This is a genomic window from Methylosinus sp. LW3, from assembly GCF_000527115.1.
Lineage (GTDB): Bacteria > Pseudomonadota > Alphaproteobacteria > Rhizobiales > Beijerinckiaceae > Methylosinus.
Genome location: NZ_AZUO01000005.1, coordinates 1 through 20189 on the forward strand (window position 1 = coordinate 1; position 20189 = coordinate 20189).

The following is a 20189-nucleotide window of genomic DNA, read 5'->3' on the forward strand; positions in this document are numbered from 1 at the left end:
AGCGCAGGGCGCCGCTTCGATCCGACGATCCGCGGATCGCGCGCGAACGAAGCGCGATCCGACAGACGTCCAAAGCGATCGAAGACGCCCGTAAACTGCGGGATGCGCTCGAGGAACATGCCTTTGCTATGTTCTATGGCGCGACTGAGGGCAAAGGCGGATCTTCATGATGTCTCCTCCACGATCCCTGCAACAACTGATCGAGAAGGCCAAGGCCTCCGGCGCCATGCGCATCGCTGTCGTCGACGCCGAGCAGGAAGTGGTCATCGAGACCTTGCGCGAGGCGCATGAGCTCGGCCTATCTGAACCGCGCCTAATCGGCGCGCCAGAGGCTATTCAGCGGATCGCCGTACAAGTCGGCTGGCCCGTCAAGGACGATTGGATCGTCGCTGCGGCGGGCGACGCCGAAGCTGCGATGGTCGCCGCGGAGCTGGTGCGAGAAGACAAGGCCGACGCGATCATGAAGGGGCGCCTTCATACTGATACGCTGATGCATGTCTTGCTCGACAAGGAGCACGGCTTGCGCGTTCCAGGGCGGCGGGTGAGCCATGTCTTCGTCGTTGAAACGCCCTCATATCCAAAGCTCCTAGGAGTGACGGACGCAGCGATCAACATCACGCCCGATCTCAACGCCAAGGCAGAAATCTTGCAGAATGCCGTTGAGCTTTTCACGCTTATCGGCATCGATCGGCCGAAGGTTGCGGTTCTTTCGGCCGTCGAAACCGTCAACCCGGCAATCGTTTCGACGATGGACGCAGCCTGCCTGACGCTCATGGCGCGTCGCGGTCAACTGCAGGGATCTATCGTCGACGGGCCACTCGCATTTGACAATGCGATCTCCGCTGTGGCGGCGAAGGAGAAAGGCATCGTCTCGGAGGTCGCCGGCGACGCTGACATTCTGCTGGTTCCTGACCTCGTTTCCGGCAACATCCTCGCGAAAAACCTCGGATATCTAGCGGGAGGCGTGTCTGCCGGCGTCGTGGTCGGCTTGTCGGCGCCTGTTGTCTTGACCTCTCGCGCCGACACGCTCGCGGCGCGGCTTTCATCCCTCGCCTTAGCGTCTCTAATGTTCCACGGCCGGCCGAAGCTGTCGAAACGGCTTTTGTCGCCCGAAGCGCATCCATGCTGCGCGCCGCAATCAGAAGCCGCTTGCGGCCCGCTGCCGAAGTAGAGCTCCGCCGCGGCGAGCCGACACCGGCTTGCATATACAATTTTCTTTTTTCAATTATGCTCATGGTGGTCGTGGCCGGAAGGCCTCGCCGCAGGGCTTTTCGTGCTCTCCACTCCATTATGCCGCGACGGCTCCGCCGGTCGACCCTCGACGTCGTGAGCCACAGTTCCTTCCGGAAACTTGTACGGACCCGGGTCCTTAAAGTCGTTGCTCGCCAGTCCCTCTCGGATTTTCATGAGCGTGAACATGCCGCCCATTTCGATAGGCCCGAATTGGCCTGTTCCGGTCATCATGGGAAGCGCATTATCTGGTCCAGACATGTGCATCGACGCCATGTCGCCCATCCCGGACGAACCCATGGGCATGTAATCCGGAACCAATTTGCTGATGGCTTTGACAATGCGAGGGCTCTGTTTCGCTCCGATGAAAGTTCTCAAATCATGTCCCATGGCGTTCATCGTGTGATGCGACTTGTGACAGTGCAGAGCCCAATCGCCCGGGTTGTTCGCGACGAGCTCGAAGGCGCGAATCGTTCCGACAGGGACGTCGACGGTCGCTTCGGGCAATTGAGCGGATAGAGGAATCCAGCCCCCATCCGTGCCGGTGACGACAAAATGGTGGCCATGCAGGTGAATCGGATGATTAGTCATGCTGAGATTGCCCATCCGCACGCGCACCCGATCGTTCAAGCGCACGACGAGCGGATCGATGCCGGGAAAGACCCGGTTGTTGAATGTCCACATATTGAAGTTCGTCATCTCCACGACCTTGGGCACATAGGTCCCCGGATCGACGTCATAGGTAGCCAGCATGAAGACGAAATCGCGATCGACCCTATGCTGCTCGGGATCGCGCGGATGCACGACGATCATTCCCATCAAGCCCATCGCCATCTGCACCATTTCGTCGGAATGCGTGTGGTACATGAAGGTTCCGCTCGTCTTCAGCTCGAATTCATAGACGAAGGTCTTGCCCGACGGAATATGAGGCTGCGTGACGCCGGCCACGCCGTCCATGCCGTTCGGCAACAAGATTCCATGCCAGTGGACCGAGGTCGGTTCCGGCAGCTTGTTCGTCACGAAAATTCGGACTTTATCGCCTTCGACGGCCTCTATGGTCGGACCCGGCGATTGGCCGTTATAGCCCCAAAGATGCACTTTCATCCCGGGCGCGAACTCACGCACGACCGCTTCCGCGACGAGATGGAACTCTTTGAAGCCGTCCTTCATGCGCCACGGCAAGCTCCACCCGTTCAGCGTCACGACGGGTTGGTATTCGGGACCATTCGAAGGAGAGAGCGGAGGTTGCGTCTCCGCGCTCGTCGCATAATGCGCCTCCGGGATGCTCGCCGCCTGCGCGCGGCCGCTCAGAGCGGCGGCGCTCACAAATCCAGCCGCGGCGCCGATGAAGTTCCTTCGAGACATCATTGTCTGTCTCCCCTCATGCGTCACTGGCCGATCGCATCCATCCGCGATACGGGTCCCTCTTCGACTCGCGTTTCGGCTCCGCCGATGACCGCGGCCCGAAGATCGGCATTGGCGAGCCAGAAATCGCGTTTGGCTTCGATCGCTGCGATGTTCGCCATTATCCTCTGGCGCACCTCGGCGAGCAGCGGGAAGACGTCGATCAGCATCGCATTATAGCGCCGCAGGCTCTCATCCGTGATGATTTTGCGCAGCGGCAAAATCTCGCGCTGATAATGATTCGCTACGTCCCATGCGGAGCGATAGCTTTGGTACGCGAGGCGCGCTTCCGACCGAACGTCGACGGCTTTCGCGGCGAGGCGGTTGAATGCCTGCATCAAGTTCTGCTCCGCCTCGCGCGTGCGCGCCTCGCCAAAGTCGAAAATCGGAATTTCGATCGTGGCGCCTGGGCCGAAAACCCTGAATCGAACTCTCTCGGTGTCGATCGTCCCGTCGCTCGAAACTCTGGTGACGATTTCCCGAGTGTCCTTGTAGATGCCGGACAATTGGAAGACATTGACGAAGCGGGTCGCTTCGACGAGCCCGTACGACTTTGCGAGCGCGTCGAGTTCTATGCCCGCCACGAAAAGATCGGGGCGGCGCGCCACCGCTTCCTGCTCGACCATGGGCATGCTCTTTGGACGAGAGGGCGACGCCGGCAAGGAGCTAGGAAGTTTGAAATCGAGATCAGCGCCCCACAGGCCCAGCGACCGAATCAGCTGCTCGCGCTCGGCGATCGCTCGCTGGCGAGCCTTCGCGAGCTGAGCAGTAAGATCGGCGTAGAACACTTGCTCGCGCGCCTGATCGAGCTTGTTCATCGCGCCGGTTCCGCCCAACGCTCTGGCGAGCTGCGCGGCCGATTCGGCCGTCGAATTCGCTTTGGCGAGAAAAGCAACGAGCTCCTCCGCCGCGACGGCACGATAATAGTCTTTGCGCGCTCGGGTCGCGAGCCGGAGTGTTTCCTCGGCGGCGCGCAGCTGCGCTTGATGAAATCGATCTTCAGCGATCTCCGCCCGCGCCGGCAAAGTCGCCAATGCGAGAATATCGGCGGCGATAATCGCCTCGAGCTCCAATTTCAGCGGTCCGGCGATCCGCGAAATGGAAAAGGTCGGGTTTGGCGGAAGGATCGCTTTCACCATCGTCGCTTCCGCGGAGCCCAATGCGTTATACGCCGCTTGGAGGCCGCGATTCTCGAGCAGGGCGATTTGCACAGCCGAGTCGGCGGTCAGCGCTCTGGAGAGTAGAAGCTCGACACGAGCTCGAGCGGACGCAGCGTCCTCCGGCGTGCGGATCGCGAGCACATCTTTTTCGAGCGGACCACCGGCGACGCCCGCGACAATGCTCATGCCTCCATCATCCGAAAAGCCGACGCAAGCGGAGAGCGCCATGGCCGAGAGCAGCGCCGCGCCGGCTCGAAGCCTCTGGCCTAGCCGACGCCGTCGCGACCTCATCGGAGAGCATCGGAGCGGAGTCAATGCTCATGCTCCGAGCCGCCGTGACCGGCTTGCTCCGACGATCGAGCCAGCTGCGCATTTTGCTCTGTCCAGGAACCTGGTCGGACCGGTCGTTGGCTGAGGTACGTGCCGATCGTAGATCGGTAACGCGTGGCGGGCGCAGGCGCCCCGGCGTCGAACGGTTCAGGGGCGACAAACGGCAGCGGAATTGGAGTGCAGCTATGAACTGTTCCGACAATCAATAAAGCAGCGCTGAGCTTGTCGAGAATCTGGATAAAGAACAAAATCTGCGGCCGCAGCCTAGCCGTGGATGTCTGCGTTCGCCATGACATAGAGAAGCCTCGGTCGCAGGGGATTCAAACGCCAGCCACCGAATCACTTCGAACGAAGTTATCTCGCTCATGCGAAGAAAGCTATTAGGGTCCGAATTGGGTTTGGTGACCGATCTACGCATTGCTACCTGGAGCATTGCCTCGAGACGTCGATGCACTTTTCATAATCGCGCACGAGGCGTCGCGAACGGGCTCTCCAGGGCAGAGGTCCGCTCGACGAGTGGAAGCTCGCCGATGTAAGCGAAGCAACGGTGACGGTTTGCCGCTGGCGACGTGCACGAGCCACAAGCGATTTTGCCGGTCGCGATCACGTCGCCAGCAGCGAAACGCCGCGCCAAGTGAACAAACGACTCGCGTTGAGGCCATAGCGCCACCGCCCCCGAAACCCGCCGATCCGTGTTCGTCCGCCACGGCAATCGGAGATCCTGTCCGTCATCGACAGCGGATACGATCCCCCCGCGCCACGCACTCGACTATCGCCACCGTCAGCCCCAATCGCCAGATGGCCATCGGCGGTTTGTGGGTAATTGAAAGCATCGGCGGAGGGTTACGCCTTCAGAGCGAACTCGATCTTGATCACGCAGGACGTACTATCCAATTGCGAAACGAGAAGGCGAATTTCGGCCGCGCCGGGGACGTATCCGCCGGTCCGAATCACCTTATACAAGGTCGATTATCCTGGCTCGATTGCAATCATCGTCGATCGCGGCAATCTTGTTCGCAAGATTCGCCCGTGCCGCGACGACTTCTTGGAATGCCCCCAGCGCGCGTTCCACTGCAGGGGGACAATGCACGCATGTTATGCCAAGTCGTCATGTTCGGTTCGGGCAACCGGAAACGAAGGCGCCGTCGACGTTGCCGCGATGACGGTGTCGTTCCTGGCCGCCTCACTGTCGCTATCTCGGCGTGCCGATTCACTTCCTCAGATATTTGATGAGAGCGGCTATCGCGAGAACGAGCGCTATCAGGATCAAGATCCAAAAAAGGCCCATGCCCCACATGCCTGAGCCGCTCATCATTCCTTCCGGCCACATCATGACGGAATCTCCATTTGTTGATGCGCTAGATCACTCTATGCGCCGAATGCTTTCGATCACGTAGAGACCCTTTGCGTCACGACTCAGCGTGAACCTCACCTTCGCCCCCGGCATAAGGCCAGAGACATCGACGCCGGACGCAACGCCAAAGGCCATCGTCATTCCCGGCCAATTCAATGCCGCAATTGGCCCGTGCGCGATTTGAAGCTTGCGCTCGCCCGCGACGACTCCTTTGATAATGCCTTCTCCTTCTGCTTTTTCTGCCGCTTGGGCCACGATAAGCGTGCGGCTAGCCTCCCCTGCGTAGGCGACTGTCACTGAAACTATAGCGGCGATCGCAAGAACACTGAAGATTGTAGCGGCATGTTTGTTAGAGCTGAGCATCTCGTTTCTCCTTGACAAGCCTAAGCACACGGTTCCCTTCACGGATAATGGGCGAACACTTCTGTCGACCCGTCCCGTTTCATGAGTTGCACGTCTCAATATCGTTCGCGTCGATCATCGTGATCTTCATCGAAGCCGCATCGAGGGTAACTGCTCACCCTCGGCTTTCGGCGGGGTTTCCGGTTTGTGATTGACGCGGGAATCGCGGCTTGATTCAAGCTGCGAATGGATCGCTCCGCGCTTGATTCGCTCGACAAGGAAGCTCTGATCCGCCTGATCTTGGCGCAGGCGGAGATCATCGAGCGTCTGACCAAACGCGTCGCCGAGCTCGAAGCCAAGCTCGGTCTGCCGACGAAAACCCCGGACAATTCCAGCACGCCGCCGAGCAAAGGCCAGAAGCCTTCGGCGCCGGCCTCCGACAAGACGGCGAAGACGCGCAAATCGCATCCTGGCGCGCATCGTCCGCTGCATCCGAACCCGACGAAGACGCGTGACATGCTCGCCTGCGCCTGCCAGCATTTCGGCGCCGACGTATCGGGCGCGGCGCAGCGCGTTTGCGAGGACTATGACCATATCGAGATTCCGCCGATAAGCCCCGACGTGACCCGCATCAATCTGCACGGCGGGACCTTTCCGAGCTGCGCGAAGAAATTCAAGGCCGCGCCGCCCGCCGACATGCCGAAGGGGTCGCCCTTCGGCGATAATCTGCGCGCCCTCGTCCTCTATCTGCGCTTTGCGCAGAACATCGCCATGGAGCGGCTGTCGACGCTGCTCTCCACGCTGTTCGGGCTCGACGTCAGTGAGGGCGCGATCGTCGACATGCTGCGGGCCGCGCGCACGGCCTTCGCCGCGCAGCGCGAGGCGATCCGCGCGCGGCTGCTGTCGGGAACAGTGCTGCAATCGGACGAGACCGGCCTGCGCGTCGGCAAGGCCAATTGGTATCTGTGGGTGTTCCATCACGAGGACAGCGCCGTCTTCGTCGCCAAGCCCACGCGCGCGCAGACCGTCGTCTCCGATTTTCAGGGCGAGGTAAGGCCAGATTACTGGGTCTCGGATCGCTACGCCGGCCAGATGGGATGGGCGACGAAAGATCATCAGGTCTGCCTCGCGCATCTCATTCACGACGTGCAATACGCCATCGACTGCGGTGACGACGTGCTCGGCCCCGATCTACGGCGTCTGCTGGAGGAGGCTTGCGGGATCGGCGCCCGGCGCGCCGATCTGTCGGACGCGACGCTGAAAAGCTACAAATACCGGCTGGAAGCGCGCCTCGACCGTCTCATGGCGCGCACGCCCACGCACAGCGCCGGCGTCGCTCTCGCGGCGATGATCAAGCGGACGCGACGCTTCCTGTTCGTGTTCCTGACCAACCGCGAATTGCCGCCGACCAACAACGGCTCCGAGCGGGCGATCCGACCCTGCGTTATCTTCCGCAAGGTCACCTATTGCTTTCGCAGCGGCTGGGGCGCCGAGCTCTACGCCGACATCCGCTCGGTCATCGAGACGGGACGCCGCCGCGCCATCGACGCCCTCGAGGCGATCCGCCTGACCCTCGCCGGAAAGCCGCTCGCGCCGCCCGTCCCATCATGAACGCCCCTGCACGAGCCGAAATCTCTCCCGCCCGCCCCAAATTCGACCGCTCCGATGCCGGCTTGCCGCCGCCTCACAGCACAACCGCGGATCGAGCCTGAGCAATTACCATCGAGGCGTTTCGCCCACAAATGACAGCATCCGCAAGACGGCCGACGCCATATGGATATCTCTTGCGCGAACGCAGCCGGAGGCGTCGTCAAGGCAAAAGCGACGATGAAGGAGAAGCCTAGTTTCGCTTTCAGCATGTTATTCTCCGTGGCGGACCCAGCTTTATCGCCGTCCTGAGCGTCGATCCGTCATCAAAGACTGCGCTGGCGCGGGTTGGGAAACGTTGCCAGTGCCAATAATGGAAGAAAACCGCGGCGAAGGCGTGGACCAGAGGCATAGACCCCTTGGTAGCGAAAGAAAGATTGAGGTTGGGCATTGCCCTTCTCCTTCCTGGCTATCATTGGTCGGTTGAGACATGAAGCGCCCTGAGGGGGCGGGTCGCCCACCAGGCGCAAGCGAAAAACCTTTAATGAGCGCATAGATCGCCGGGATGACGACGAGAGTCAGAATGGTCGATGACGTCATACCGCCGATCATCGGCACGGCGATGCGCTGCATGACCTCCGAGCCTGCGCCAGTGCTCCAGAGGATCGGCAACAGGCCGGTGATGATGGCCGTGACGGTCATCATCTTCGGGCGCTCGCGTTCAACCGCGCCGAACATGATCGCTTCCTGCAGATCGGCGCGTGTGAAGGCTTCGAACGCGGTCGCCGCATAAAGCATCGATCGCATTCGAGGTCGGCGAGAGTGTGAGTAGGTCGATCAGAGGGAAAGGGCAAACGGTCAATAAGACGGGGGCGGGAAAACCAGCGTCAATCGGAGCGTTTCGAACGCGCAATGCCGATTTGGACCCGGCCCGCGTACTTTCCATACAGGCCCGCGGCGGGTGATCGGCCGCATTATGAGGCCGGACACACGAAAGCGCGTGACCACATGCTCATTCCAATGAAAAGCAGCTTGCATTCCACGGGGCGTCCCCGCACGATTGACAGCAAGAACATTCACCCTAGATAGAGCGCCATTCGACATGTGGAGCGCGCCTCGACCCAGACGCTGGGTCGACTGTCGGACGAACAGAAAGAATAATGCGACATCAAGTTGGCCGGACGAGTTTCTTTGGAGGAACACTTCGCCGATTTTTCGTGGCGACGTAAGCGCAAGCTTGGGACTCGAATGAATTCTGGTCGCTTTCTAAGATTCGTAGATCTTGCACCCTCTCCCGACGAGGTAAGACGTTAATGCGAGATCGAGAAATTGGGCAGAACTTAAGCGGCGTTGCTGGCCAAGATGTCATGGCGATCGACCTCCCGATGGCGCTCTTCAGTGATCCGGAGTGGCAAATGATCGAGGAAGGTTTCAATCTCGTTCGAGAGCACGAAGTCGAATCGATTTTTGCCCTTGCCAACGGATACCTCGGCACACGCGCATCGCTCGAAGAAGGAAGCCGTCTCTCACAACCAGACACGTTCGCCGCGGGAATCTACATCAATGAGCCCGCCGCCGAACTCGGCCCGTCTCTCGCCAGACTACCCGATTGCGCGCACCTCGAGATAGCTATCGCCGATGAACTGCTGTCGCTTGAGACAGGAAAGGTGCTCGAGCACCGACGCATACTCGATCTCCGTCAGGGCTTGCTTTGGCGCGAGTGGCGTCAACAGGATTCGATGGGGCGGATCAGTCAAGTTCGTTTTCTTCGCCTCGCATCGCTGGCGGATAGGCATGTGATCATTCAATCGGTCGTAATAAAAGCCGAAAACTATTCGGAGCGAGTCGAGCTGTTCGCTCCTTTCGGCAATGCCGACGCACGAAGCGAACAGAAAGCACCGCTGGTATCCAGTGCGTATGACCCTGCGATGGTTACTGTTCGCGCGGGAAAGACGAGCATCGCCATCGCCAAGGGATGGGTTCCACAACCGCCGTCTAACCGGGGAAGCGCCGGTGAGGATCGTTTGTCTGATCACACAAAAGAGCGCTGGTCATGGGAGGTGGGTCCTGGCGAAGCGGTCCGCCTGGATCGAGTGGCTGCCGTGTACACGTCGCGTGATGCTGAAGACCCTACCAACGCGGCGCGACTCCACCTCGCTGAGATCCTGGACCGGGGGGTATCGGCACTCGTCCGAGCCCATGTCGACGCCTGGCGTGTTCACTGGAGCATCGCCGACATCCAGATTCTGGGCGACGACGAGGCTCAGCGGGCCCTTCGATTCGCCGCGTATCACCTAATGGCGGCCGCGAATCCCGCTGATGAGCATGTTTCCATCGGCGCTCGCGGCCTCACCGGCCGAGCCTATGGTGGCCATATCTTCTGGGACACCGAGATATACATGCTGCCATTTTATCTTCTCACCGATCCCCCGACAGCACGCACTCTCCTGATGTATCGATATCACACGCTAGATGCTGCGCGCCGGAAAGCGAAAGCGCACGGATATGAGGGCGCTCTCTATGCTTGGGAATCGGCCGACACGGGCGAAGAGACGACCCCGCGGACGACTGTAGCGCCTGATGGCCGTATTGTTTCCATTCTGACTAGCGAGCAGGAGCACCACGTCAGCGCAGATGTCGCCTACGCAGTCTGGCAGTACTGGCTGGTAACTGGGGACGAGGACTTCATGGTCGACGCCGGCGGAGACATTCTGATCGAAACCGCACGATTTTGGGCGAGCCGGGCACAGATGGACGCGGATGGATGTGCTCATATCCGTGGCGTCATCGGGCCGGATGAATACCATGAGGCCGTCGACGATAACGCATATACCAATATGATGGCGCGCTGGAATCTCAACCGCGCAGCCGACGCCGTATCCCTCCTGAAGCACGAGAGGCCAGCGGACTGGGAACAGCAATCAAAGCGCCTCGCCCTCGCGGCCGACGAGCCAGCGGCGTGGCGGCGTGTGGCCGCAGCGCTTGTAACAGGCTTCCATCCAGACTCGGGGCTTTTCGAGCAGTTCCAGGGCTATTTCGAGCTCGAACCGGTCGATGTCGTCTCTCATCGGAACTGCGCGATGCCGATTGATCTTTGCCTAGGGCCAGAGCGCACCCGTCTGTCGAAGGCGATCAAGCAAGCAGATGTCATAACGCTCAGCGCTCTGCTGTGGGACGAGTGGCCTGACGCTGTCCATCAGGCCAACTTCGACTACTACGAGCCGCAAGCCGCCCACGGTAGCTCGCTGAGCCCGGCGCTGCATGCTCTCGTCGCCGCTCGATTGGGCCGGGTGGAGCACGCTCTGGACTATTTTCGGCAAGGTGCAGAAATCGACTTGGCCAACAACATGGGCAACGCCGCCGGAGGCGTACATATGGCAGCGCTCGGCGGGCTCTGGCAAGCCGCGGTCTTCGGAGTGGCGGGCCTCCGGATCCGAGAGGATGGAATCGCTCTCGATCCTCACTTGTTACCCGGATGGACAGAAATGAGCTGTTCCGTCCGGTGGCGGGGGCGCATCCTAAGGCTGGTGATCGGCGTCGATACCGTCGAGGTCGGCATCGAAACGCAAGATTCTGGCGAGCTGAAGATTGCGATCGTCGACGGTCCGTTTTGCTTCGGGCATCCAGGCCGGCGCTACATTGTGGAGCGCGAGGGTTTGGCATGGGGAGCCTGGAAGGAGGCTGATGGATGACGGATGTCCCGACAGTGCTGGTTCCCCTCGACGGCTCTTCCAATGCGGTGGCTGCGCTGATAGTCGCTCGTGGCCTCGCCCACGTGATCGGCGCCACCGTAACACTCATCTATGTCGGGCGCGAGCCATTGTCGCCGGAAGAACTCTTCAGCCGTAATGGGCTTTCAGCTGACGATGCTCTTGGGTTGATAATCGAACCCCTTGCCGGTCCGCTGGCAGACACCATCGTCCATGCGGTCTCACCACACCATGCTGCCTTCGTTGTGCTAGGCGTGCAGCCGGCCGACCCATCATATCCATTTGGAGGCTTGCCTGGAGACGTGCTGCGGGGGGCGCCGTGCCCTGTTGTCCTCGTTCCTTCCGACCAACGCCGATGCTCCTGGGCATTGCGTCAACTAGTACTGCCGCACGATGGGACGCCCATCAGCGCTGCGGCGATCGGCCCGACGGCCGACCTCGCCTCTAGGGCCGGCGCTGATCTCGTCGTAATTCACGTCGCAACGCCGGACGCCGCGCGCCCCACGGAGCCAGGGACATTCACAACGCCGCGCTATCTCGACCAACCACACCACGAATGGCCGATGTGGGCTCACGAATTCCTGGGACGCGTTCGGTGCTGTTGTCATCTTGCGGAAACCGCAAAGATTCGCCTTGTGTTAGGCCAAGGAGATGTCAGCTCCGCCATCCTCGAATTCGCATACCGCCATGGAAGCGATCTAATCGCCGTCGCATGGCGCGGATGCGCCGAACCCCGGTGTGCACAGACGATGCGGCACGTGCTTCGCGGCGCCCCCTGCCCTGTCATCGTTTTCCGGGTGCGATCGTGATACCGTCCCCGAAGCGCATTGACTTGTGCAAACTCGAAGCTTTCCTGTTCGATCTCGACGGCGTGGTCACTCGCACCGCCACGGTCCATGCTCTTGCCTGGAAGCGGCTCTTCGACGAGTTCTTAGAGAAGCGCACCCGCGCCCAGAACACTGTCTTCGTGCCGTTCGACGCCGTGGGAGATTACCAGAACTTCGTCGACGGGCGGCCGCGAGAAGAAGGATTAAGGAGCTTCCTCGAAGCTCGGGGCATCAGTCTTCTCGCTGGAACTCCCGATGATGGGCCCGAGTTGGAGACGCTGAAAGGGCTAGCCAATCGGAAAGACCGTTATTTCCATGACGCACTTCAGCAACATGGCGTCGAGGTCTACGAAGGCTCGGTGAGATTCATACGCGAAGCGCGCGCCAGAGGCGTCCGGACCGCCGTCGTCTCATCCTCGAAAAACTGTGCGGCTGTGCTAAAAGCATCGAGCCTTACCCAGTTGTTCGATGCTTTCGTTGACGGAAGTGATGGTCGAAGGCTGGGGCTCCTGGGCAAGCCCGCGCCAGATTTCTATTTGGAAGCCGCCAAACGGCTCGGCGTTCCACCTGCCCGCGCCGTTGTGATCGAAGACGCACTCGTCGGCATCGAAGCCGGACGCGCGGGGAATTTCAAGCTCGTGATAGGCATCGGCCGGGGCGCTCACGCACTCGATCTCCGGGAGCACGGAGCAGACATCGTCATTGCCGATCTCGGAGAGCTTTCTCTCGAGAATAGCGCTTGCGGAGATGGCCGCGGATCAGGCAACAGCGATCCCACGACATCCGTCTTCGGTTTGTGACATTTCGGCCACATGATTAATAAAAATCGTTCCGCCACTCCTTAGCTGACCATTTTTTAGGCAGATGCCCGTTGCATCAGCTTGCTGTGGCCGGAGACTTTGGCGCAAAATTCTTTCGGCAATTGATTCAAGACGGGGAGCTGACCCAATGAAATTCAGACTTTCGACGAGCGTCGCCGTGGCGATCCTCGCGGCTAATGCGGCCCTCGCGGCGGAAGACCCGGCCGAGCAGCAGGTGGCGAAGGCGTCGGAGGAGCGCTCAGCTCATACCCACCACGAGAAACCTGCCCCGCAATCTTCCTGGTTGGACACCCTGACCGTGACCGGCTATCTCGACGGGGGCGTGGCCGTCAATTTCGCAAATCCTTTCAACAGGCTCAACTGGGGGCACCTGTTCACTGACCGGGCGAATACGCCCCAGTTCAACCAGGGAGTTCTGACGGTTCAGCGCCCGTTGGACCCAAAAGAGAAAGGTTACGATTTCGGGTTCAAGGTCCAGGGGCTGATCGGCACGGACGCGCGTTACACGCATTTCCTGGGCGAGCTTGATTACGCGATCCATGACCGAACCCAGCTCGATATCGTCGAGGCCTATGCGGTCGCCCATTTGCCGTGGTTCACGGCTAATGGCATCGACGTGAAAGTCGGTCAGTTCGTAACGCTGGAAGGCGCGGAGGTGATCACCGCGCCAGACAACCTGTTCTACACTCACTCCTACATCTTCAATTTCGGCATACCGCTCAAGCATACCGGTGTAATGGTGCATGCCGACCTGACGGACTGGCTGCTTGTGCATGCCGGCGTCACTTCCGGCGTGAATACGAGTCTCGGCTGGCCAGGTGATAACAATGCCGGCGTCTCATTCCATGGCGGCGTCGGATTCAACCTTCTGGACGGCAATTTGACTGTCCTTGCGACCACTCATATCGGTCCGGAAAACCCCAAGCAGTTGGATCCGCTGGGTGTCGGATGGCCGGGCGGCGTCGTTGGCGGCGTCCCTGTCGCGTGCGCCTGCAAGCCTAGCAGCACCCTGCGTTATATCAATGACATTACCATCACCTGGAAAGCGACCGAGGATCTAACCTTTATCACAGACCTGAACTACATCAGGGATGATGGATGGAACCTGATTTCGGTCACTGGTCTGCCGGGGGGGACGCTCGCTGCGATCGACACGCGGTTCGGGACGAATCTGTCCGGTCTGCCTAACCGGCCGCAGGGGGTCGAAGGCTATGGCGTCGCGCAATATGCCTCCTACAAGGTCAACGACGTGGTGAAGGTCAACGGTCGTGTCGAGTTCTGGCGCGACAACAAGAACTTCTTCGTGGCCGGCTATCCCGGCTACTTCGACTTCGCGAACATCCAGCATGGCTTCTTTACTCCGTCGGCGATCTTTCGGCCAGCTGGGGTCGGGACAAGCTATCTCGGGCTGACGGCCGGGCTGACGATCACTCCCGAGGTTCCGAAGAATCCCTTCATCACCGGGCTGATCCTGAGGCCGGAGCTGCGTTGGGACACGTCTGTGAACGGAACGGCGCCTTTCTTCGGTCCAAACGGACCGAAACGCTCAACGGGCATGTTCGCCATGGACGTGATCGTGCCGTTCACGATAAAGTAAAGCTTCCGATAGGCGATGTTCCGTCGCGAGCGGGTGCGGGCTCGCGGCGGATAGCCTCAAACCGCCTTAAGTGAGAATACGGCGGAAGCGGAGACCGAGCGTGGACCAAACGCGTAGCGCGGGTCTTTTTGTCCCCAAACGTGCTTTCAGCTCGAGAATTTTTGTCGCAAAATGAAACTCGCCCAGCACTCCTGTGGGTACCCAACAATTCAGGGCCGATTCTCCGCTGCGAGCCTGCCCCAGACGATCTCATTTCTACTCAATTCACGAGTACGGAGCAGCAGCTTATACCCTCTGCCGCGCAAACACGAAATATCTTGCGCAAGAAACGTATGGTGCGGTTAGACACCGGGCGAATCCGCTTGAGCGGTCGACACGATAGGAGAAGAGCGAGAATTTTGAAAATGTCATCCCTCAAGGAACGAAATCGCGAAATTTGGGAACGCTTCCACAATGGCGAGACCGCTCCGAGCCTCGCCAGAGAGTATTCGATTTCATTGACTCGTGTCCACCAGCTCATTGCGAGCGAAAATGCCCACGAACATCGTTCCAAATTGCCGACGGGCGCCTTGTCTGTTCGCAGCGTTAATGGTCTTCTCAATAATGGCATTGTTTCCGTGCGTTTGGAAGAAATTACACCTAACTGGGTCGTAGCTAATCTCGACGAGGGCGACCTGCGAGCTATCCGTAGTTTAGGTAAAAATGGTCGCAATGAGATCACCGCTTGGTTGGCAATTCACGGCTTGACGCTGAGGAAGCGCAACGTCGTTTGGAATCCTTTGACGCATCAACCGATTCCGCGTGGGGGCTCGTCGAGCTAATCATGCCCGCGCAGCTCCTTCCGACTCCCTTTTGAGACTCCGCAGTCGGTTCTGTCTAGGTGTATAGTCCCGGCATTCTGGAGCGGATCGAGTGGGAATCGTTCGGGCGCGGAAGTCCAGCATTTGCAGATGAACTCGTATGGCGTGAGGCCTTTTTGAGGGGGTCGTGCCCCTACCGGTGGTGTAGCTGACATGCCCCCGAAGTTTCATCCAGCGGCGAGTTGAGTCCCGGCGGTTGATACGCCCGCGGGCGTGGGGTGAGCAACAGGCGATCGGCGGAGCTGGTCGGGGTTGCGCAGCCGATCGCCTGTTGCGGTGAGCGCGGCTGCATAGTCCGCCGGCGTCGCATAGCCGAGGGAAGAGTGCGGGCGCTGGTGGTTATAATCGTGAACCGAAGAGCGAACTTTCTTTCTTGCATGGTCGAGGCCGAAGAACAGCGTCTCATTGAGCAGCTCGTCCCGCATGCGACCGTTGAAGCTCTCGCAGAAGCCGTTCTGCATCGGCTTGCCGGGCATGATGAAATGCCATTCGACCTTGTTTTCCTCCGACCAGGACAGGACGGCGTTCGAGGTGAACTCCGTCCCATTGTCGGAAACGATCATGCCGGGCTTGCCGCGCCTTTCGATCAGCGCCGACAGCTCGCGCGCCACCCGCTTGCCGGAGATCGACGTGTCCGGGATCGCCGCCAGGCATTCACGCGTCACGTCGTCGACGATGTTCAGGATGCGGAATCGTCGGTCACTGGCGAGCTGGTCGTGCACGAAGTCGAGAGACCATCGGGCATTCGGTTTCGCCTCGACGAGGATCGGCGCCCGTGTTCCCACGGCGCGGCGGCGCGCGCGGCGCTTCCTCACTGTCAGCCCTTCCTCGCGGTAGAGCCGATAGATGCGATTCTTGCCCGAGCGCTCGCCCCGCTGACGAAGCAAGACAAACAGCCGCCGGTAGCCGAAACGCCGACGCGCATTGGCGAGATCGCGCAGCTCGGCGCGAAGCTCGGCGTCGGCCGGGCGCGTCGACGTGTAGCGCGCCGTCTTGCGATCGATGGCGACAATCCGGCAGGCCCGACGTTCCGACAGGCCCATGACGGCCTGAAGGTGCGCGACGGCTTCGCGCTTGACGGCGGGCCCTACCATTAATGAGATGGCCCGCCCCGGCTCCTCGAGATCCACGATAATGGCGTCGTGGCTGATTCGAATCGACAGGGAGAGCCAACATGCGCAACCGACCTCTTGATGCAGCTATCTATGGAATCGATCTTGGAAAAAATCGTTTCGACGTTATCGGCTGCGATCGCACGGGAAAGCCGATCCAGCGGTTATCCGTCCAGTTCATGACCGTCTCGGAAATTCCAGCGGCCATCGCAGGCGTGACGCGAAGGCTCTTATGGATGCGAATCCAGTTGTACCAAACGGTATAGATCGCGACCATATGCGAATGGTTCTCGAATTTTTTCGAGAACGCATTCGTCAGGCGCGTGAAGCGGCGATTGTGCATCCGCATCGTGAGGTTCGCGCGCTCGACATAGGAGGTCGAGACGTGCGCCATGTCCGGCTTGCCTTCGATCTTCGTCTTCTTAAAGCTCGCCTCGGCGTAGGTGAGATTGGAGGCGCCGAGCACGGCGACGAAAATCTCCGCCTCACGGATCTCGCCAGTCACCGGGTTCACGCAGTTCTACATTCTGGGACGCCTGCGGCGGCAGACCTTCTTCTCGCTCGCCGAATGCAACGCCGCCATCGCGCGCGCCATGGAGACGATGAACGGCCGGCCGATGCGCAAGCTCGGGATCAGCCGCAGAGAGCTGTTCGAGAAAATAGAGCGCGACGCCCTCGGCCCCTTGCCTGCGACAGAGTGGGAGTTCGCCGAGTGGAAGCGGGCGCGCGTCAATATCGATTATCACATCGAGGTCGAGAGCTTCTTCTACTCGGTTCCGCACGCCCTCATCCACGCCGAGGTCGACGTGCGCGTCACCGAGCGGATGATCGAGATTTTTCACCGCGGTCAACGCGTCGGCCTGCATGAGCGCCGCTACATGGGCGCCCGGCACGGCACGGCCCCGGAGCACATGCCGAGCGCGCACCGGCGTTACGCCGCCTGGACGCCGGATCGCTTCCGCCGCTGGGCGGCGACGATCGGGCCGCACACCGAAGGGCTCATCGTCGCCGTGCTCGCCGCGCGGCGTCATCCCGAGCAGGGCTTTCGGACCTGCCTCGGGCTGCTGAAGCTCTATCGCGGCGTCGAGGCCGCCCAGGCCGAAGCCGTCTCCGCCCGCGCGCTGGAAATCGGCGCCTTCAATTGCAAGAGCGTCGCCGCATTGCTCGCCGGCAAATGCAGGGCTTCCGGCGCGAGGGACGGCGCTCCGGCAACGCTGCTCGATCACGAAAATCTTCGCGGTCCCGGCTATTACCACTGAAAGGAATCCATCGATGCTCGCCCATCCGACACTCGATCTATTGAACGCGCTCGGTCTCTATGGCCTCGCCAAAGGGTTCAAGGAACTCGAGCACAAGGCCGAGGCCCGAGGCCTCGAGCACGCCGAATGGCTCGGCCTGCTGCTCGAATACGAGCTGACGCTGCGTCGTCAGAAGCGCTTCGAGACGCGCTCCCGCGCCGCTCGCCTGCGCCATCCGGCCAGCGTCGAGGATGTGGATTATCAGAGCACACGCGGTCTCGACCGGGCTCTGTTCCTGAAGCTCGCCGCCTGCGACTGGATCGCCGAACGGCGCAATCTGCTGATCACCGGGGCGAGCGGCCTCGGCAAAAGTTGGCTCGCCTGCGCGCTCGGCCAAAAGGCCTGCCGGCAAGACATATCGGTGCTCTATTATCGCGTGCCTCGGCTGTTCACCGATCTCGCCGTCGCGCATGGCGATGGAAGCTACAGCCGGCTGCTGCGCAAGATCGCACGCGCGCGACTGCTGATCCTCGATGATTGGGGACCGGAGGCGCTCGTCGGCGACCAGGCGCGCGATCTGCTGGAGATCGTCGAGGACCGCTACGACGCCGGCTCCCTCGTCATCACCAGCCAGGTTCCGGTCGATCGTTGGCACGAGATGATCGGCATACCGACGCTCGCCGACGCTATCCTCGACCGCGTCATCCATAACGCCTACCGGCTCGAGCTCTCCGGCGACAGCCTCCGCAAGCGCCGCTCGGCGCCCGCGAAACTCGAACAGGCTTGACCGCGTCCACGACGCGAAACATCATCCAAATCGATCTGCGCACGCACGACGCCGGTGGCCGACATCAAATCGGAACGCTGGCCGGCTTCGGATCGGAACAGGTGGCCGGCTTCAAATTGGAATGCATGGCCGGCATCGTCGGAATACGCATTCCTCACGCCCTCATCATCCAGATTCCGCCATAGCTCGTCGCTGCGAGCCACTTTGGCGTTACGACGAACCTAGACGATTTCGTCGAGAACGTATCCATCCTGGTCGACCGCGCGCCAGAGAAAGCGCTTTTCGCCGCTGATCGAGAACGACGATTTCGTCGAGATGCCAAACGTCACGCCGTCCAGGCTTCTTGCGCTTCAGCCGACCGATGTAATCGGGTCCGAATTTTTGGCCCAATGGCGGACGGTTTCGTAGGAGAGGTCGATCCCGCGTTCGAGGAGCATTTCCTCGACCAGCCGCGGGACGAGTGGAAATCGGAAATAGAGCCAGACGGCATGGGCAATGATCTGCGGCGGGAAGCGATGGCGCGGGACTGTCAGGAATCTTGTGTGTGGGGCCATAGTAGAACCGCAGGAGGCGGGCTATGGCGATCAAGAAGGACACACTGGATCAGTTGCTGTCGGGACGCGATCCGAAGGAGGTTTTTTCCAAGGACGGCCTGTTCGATGAGCTGAAGAAGGCGTTGGCGGAACGGGTTCTGAACGCGGAGATGGACGACCATCTCGAAAGCGAGACGGCGGCGGGCAAGGCGAACCACCGCAATGGCTATTCGAAGAAGACCGTGCTGACCGAGACGTCGAAGATCGACATCAGGGTCCCGCGGGACCGGGAGGGGAGCTTCGATCCCAAGCTGATCGCGCGCTATCAGCGCCGCTTTCCCGGCTTCAACGAGAAAATCGTGTCGATGTATGCGCGTGGCATGACGGTGCGCGAGATCCAGGGCCATTTGCTCGAACTCTACGGCCTGGAGGTCTCGCCCGATCTGATCTCGACGGTCACCGACGCCGTGCTGGAGACCGTCGCCGAATGGCAGAACCGGCCGCTCGAGGCGATGTATCCCTTGGTTTTCTTCGACGCGCTGCGCGTCAAAATCCGCGATGAGGGCCTGGTTCGCAACAAGGCGGTCTATGTGGCGCTCGGCGTCACGCCGGACGGAACGAAGGACATTCTGGGGCTTTGGATCGAAACCTCGGAGGGCGCCAAATTCTGGCTTCGGGTGATGAACGAGCTGAAGAACCGCGGCGTCGGCGACATTCTGATCGCCGTTGTCGACGGCCTGAAGGGCTTTCCGGAGGCGATCAATGCGGTGTTTCCGCAGACGACCGTTCAGACCTGCATCGTGCATCTCATTCGAAACTCGATGGAATTCGCCTCATACAAGGACCGCAAGGCGATCGCCGGCGTGCTGAAGACGATCTATCGCGCCCCGACCGCCGAGGCGGCCAAAGAGGCGTTGGAGGCCTTCGACGGCGGCCATTGGGGCAAGAAATATCCGTCGATCGCGCAGGGGTGGCGGCGCAATTGGGAGCAGGTCATCCCGTTTTTCGCCTTTCCGATCGCGGTGCGGCGGATCATATACACGACGAACGCCATAGAATCCTTGAATGCGAAGCTGCGGCGCGCCGTGCGGACGAGAGGGCATTTTCCGACCGACGATGCGGCGATGAAGCTCCTCTATCTCGTCTTGCGCCAAGTCGCAGGAGAGTGGAAAATGGCGCCGCGCGAATGGTGCGAGGCGAAAAATCAATTCGCCATCATGTTCGACGATCGCTTCGTCGCGGCGTGATGGGAACCAGGCCCCGCACACAAGATTCCTGACAGTCCCGATGGCGCTAG

The 20189-nt window shown here is 60.6% G+C and carries 14 protein-coding genes and 5 pseudogenes; 11 read left to right on the forward strand and 8 right to left on the reverse strand.

The genetic code is table 11. The features are described 5' to 3' along the window. Positions 1-169 precede the first annotated feature (169 nt). On the forward strand, positions 170-1171 hold the full coding sequence (locus METLW3_RS0123890; RefSeq protein ID WP_051465655.1) for a bifunctional enoyl-CoA hydratase/phosphate acetyltransferase: 1002 nt from the start codon (positions 170-172) through the stop codon (positions 1169-1171). A gap of 50 nt (positions 1172-1221) precedes the next feature. Here the strand turns inward: METLW3_RS0123890 and METLW3_RS0123895 are convergent, their stop codons facing one another. After that, the gene (locus tag METLW3_RS0123895; RefSeq protein WP_024882238.1) at positions 1222-2598 is read right to left on the reverse strand and encodes a copper oxidase; all 1377 of its coding nucleotides are present in this window, start codon (positions 2596-2598) and stop codon (positions 1222-1224) included. A 20-nt stretch (positions 2599-2618) separates the two neighbouring features. Next, complete coding sequence (locus METLW3_RS0123900; RefSeq protein WP_245267507.1) at positions 2619-3980, reverse strand: TolC family protein; 1362 nt, start codon at positions 3978-3980, stop codon at positions 2619-2621. Between the two features lie 1012 nt (positions 3981-4992). Between METLW3_RS0123900 and METLW3_RS29235 the strand changes: the two genes are divergently transcribed. Next, the gene (locus METLW3_RS29235; RefSeq protein ID WP_245267522.1) at positions 4993-5427 is read left to right on the forward strand and encodes a hypothetical protein; all 435 of its coding nucleotides are present in this window, start codon (positions 4993-4995) and stop codon (positions 5425-5427) included. Positions 5428-5487: 60 nt separating this feature from the next. Here METLW3_RS29235 and METLW3_RS0123915 read toward each other — a convergent pair whose 3' ends face one another. Next, entirely contained in the window at positions 5488-5841 is a 354-nt protein-coding gene (locus METLW3_RS0123915; RefSeq protein ID WP_036310493.1) for a copper-binding protein, read from the reverse strand. Between the two features lie 225 nt (positions 5842-6066). Here METLW3_RS0123915 and METLW3_RS0123920 point away from each other — a divergent pair, with 225 nt between their 5' ends. Beyond that, positions 6067-7431: an IS66 family transposase gene (locus METLW3_RS0123920; protein ID WP_024882241.1), complete on the forward strand. Its 1365-nt coding sequence runs from the start codon at positions 6067-6069 to the stop codon at positions 7429-7431. A gap of 510 nt (positions 7432-7941) precedes the next feature. On the opposite strand, the pseudogene METLW3_RS28620 reads toward METLW3_RS0123920, so the two are convergent. Then, positions 7942-8175 (reverse strand): annotated as a pseudogene (locus tag METLW3_RS28620) (efflux RND transporter permease subunit); the annotation flags it as partial. Between the two features lie 599 nt (positions 8176-8774). Between METLW3_RS28620 and METLW3_RS0123930 the strand changes: the two are divergent. The 4 genes from METLW3_RS0123930 (at position 8775) to METLW3_RS28625 (ending at position 15183) form a co-directional block, all read left to right on the forward strand. Beyond that, on the forward strand, positions 8775-11099 hold the full coding sequence (locus METLW3_RS0123930; protein WP_051465642.1) for a glycosyl hydrolase family 65 protein: 2325 nt from the start codon (positions 8775-8777) through the stop codon (positions 11097-11099). An 850-nt stretch (positions 11100-11949) separates the two neighbouring features. Continuing rightward, positions 11950-12744 carry a beta-phosphoglucomutase family hydrolase gene (locus METLW3_RS0123940; protein ID WP_024882244.1) on the forward strand — a complete coding sequence of 265 codons (795 nt, stop codon included), beginning with the start codon at positions 11950-11952 and terminating at the stop codon, positions 12742-12744. A 148-nt stretch (positions 12745-12892) separates the two neighbouring features. Next, the gene (locus METLW3_RS0123945; protein WP_024882245.1) at positions 12893-14362 is read left to right on the forward strand and encodes an outer membrane beta-barrel protein; all 1470 of its coding nucleotides are present in this window, start codon (positions 12893-12895) and stop codon (positions 14360-14362) included. A 404-nt stretch (positions 14363-14766) separates the two neighbouring features. Further along, complete coding sequence (locus METLW3_RS28625) at positions 14767-15183, forward strand: Mor transcription activator family protein (protein WP_157516678.1); 417 nt, start codon at positions 14767-14769, stop codon at positions 15181-15183. Here the strand turns inward: METLW3_RS28625 and METLW3_RS29240 are convergent. The 3 pseudogenes from METLW3_RS29240 to METLW3_RS29245 all read right to left on the reverse strand — a co-directional run. Then, a pseudogene (locus tag METLW3_RS29240) lies at positions 15180-15338 on the reverse strand (IS481 family transposase); the annotation flags it as partial. The gene METLW3_RS28625 and the pseudogene METLW3_RS29240 overlap by 4 nt on opposite strands. Positions 15339-15389: 51 nt before the next feature. Continuing rightward, positions 15390-16316 (reverse strand): annotated as a pseudogene (locus tag METLW3_RS0123950) (IS3 family transposase); the annotation flags it as partial. 208 nt (positions 16317-16524) lie between these two features. Continuing rightward, positions 16525-16755 (reverse strand): annotated as a pseudogene (locus METLW3_RS29245) (IS1 family transposase); the annotation flags it as partial. A gap of 172 nt (positions 16756-16927) precedes the next feature. On the opposite strand from METLW3_RS29245, the gene METLW3_RS0123960 reads away from it, so the two are divergent. Genes METLW3_RS0123960 through METLW3_RS28635 form a run of 3 tightly spaced genes read left to right on the forward strand, consistent with a single transcriptional unit; the run spans position 16928 to position 18544 of the window. After that, entirely contained in the window at positions 16928-17593 is a 666-nt protein-coding gene (locus METLW3_RS0123960; protein WP_084484980.1) for a hypothetical protein, read from the forward strand. Between the two features lie 13 nt (positions 17594-17606). Continuing rightward, entirely contained in the window at positions 17607-18359 is a 753-nt protein-coding gene (gene istB, locus METLW3_RS0123965; RefSeq protein WP_024882249.1) for an IS21-like element helper ATPase IstB, read from the forward strand. Next, positions 18356-18544, forward strand: coding sequence for a hypothetical protein (locus METLW3_RS28635; protein ID WP_024882250.1), 189 nt, complete (start codon positions 18356-18358; stop codon positions 18542-18544). The genes istB and METLW3_RS28635 overlap by 4 nt, the downstream gene beginning before the upstream one ends. 39 nt (positions 18545-18583) lie before the next feature. On the opposite strand, the pseudogene METLW3_RS29250 reads toward METLW3_RS28635, so the two are convergent. Beyond that, a pseudogene (locus tag METLW3_RS29250) lies at positions 18584-18913 on the reverse strand (DDE-type integrase/transposase/recombinase); the annotation flags it as partial. Positions 18914-18936: 23 nt separating this feature from the next. On the opposite strand from METLW3_RS29250, the gene METLW3_RS0123980 reads away from it, so the two are divergent. Beyond that, on the forward strand, positions 18937-20139 hold the full coding sequence (locus METLW3_RS0123980) for an IS256 family transposase (RefSeq protein WP_024882251.1): 1203 nt from the start codon (positions 18937-18939) through the stop codon (positions 20137-20139). Positions 20140-20189: the final 50 nt, after the last annotated feature.

Excerpts from the sequence above, each read along its gene's own strand:
- METLW3_RS0123915 (WP_036310493.1), bottom strand. The coding sequence starts at position 5,841 with ATGCTCAGCTCTAACAAACATGCCGCTACAATCTTCAGTGTTCTTGCG.
- METLW3_RS0123980 (WP_024882251.1), top strand. The coding sequence starts at position 18,937 with ATGGCGATCAAGAAGGACACACTGGATCAGTTGCTGTCGGGACGCGAT.
- METLW3_RS0123945 (WP_024882245.1), top strand. The coding sequence starts at position 12,893 with ATGAAATTCAGACTTTCGACGAGCGTCGCCGTGGCGATCCTCGCGGCT.
- METLW3_RS0123920 (WP_024882241.1), top strand. The coding sequence starts at position 6,067 with ATGGATCGCTCCGCGCTTGATTCGCTCGACAAGGAAGCTCTGATCCGC.
- METLW3_RS0123900 (WP_245267507.1), bottom strand. The coding sequence starts at position 3,980 with ATGAGCATTGTCGCGGGCGTCGCCGGTGGTCCGCTCGAAAAAGATGTG.
- METLW3_RS28625 (WP_157516678.1), top strand. The coding sequence starts at position 14,767 with ATGTCATCCCTCAAGGAACGAAATCGCGAAATTTGGGAACGCTTCCAC.
- METLW3_RS0123890 (WP_051465655.1), top strand. The coding sequence starts at position 170 with ATGTCTCCTCCACGATCCCTGCAACAACTGATCGAGAAGGCCAAGGCC.
- METLW3_RS0123960 (WP_084484980.1), top strand. The coding sequence starts at position 16,928 with ATGGAGACGATGAACGGCCGGCCGATGCGCAAGCTCGGGATCAGCCGC.
- METLW3_RS0123895 (WP_024882238.1), bottom strand. The coding sequence starts at position 2,598 with ATGATGTCTCGAAGGAACTTCATCGGCGCCGCGGCTGGATTTGTGAGC.
- istB (WP_024882249.1), top strand. The coding sequence starts at position 17,607 with ATGCTCGCCCATCCGACACTCGATCTATTGAACGCGCTCGGTCTCTAT.
- METLW3_RS0123930 (WP_051465642.1), top strand. The coding sequence starts at position 8,775 with ATGGCGATCGACCTCCCGATGGCGCTCTTCAGTGATCCGGAGTGGCAA.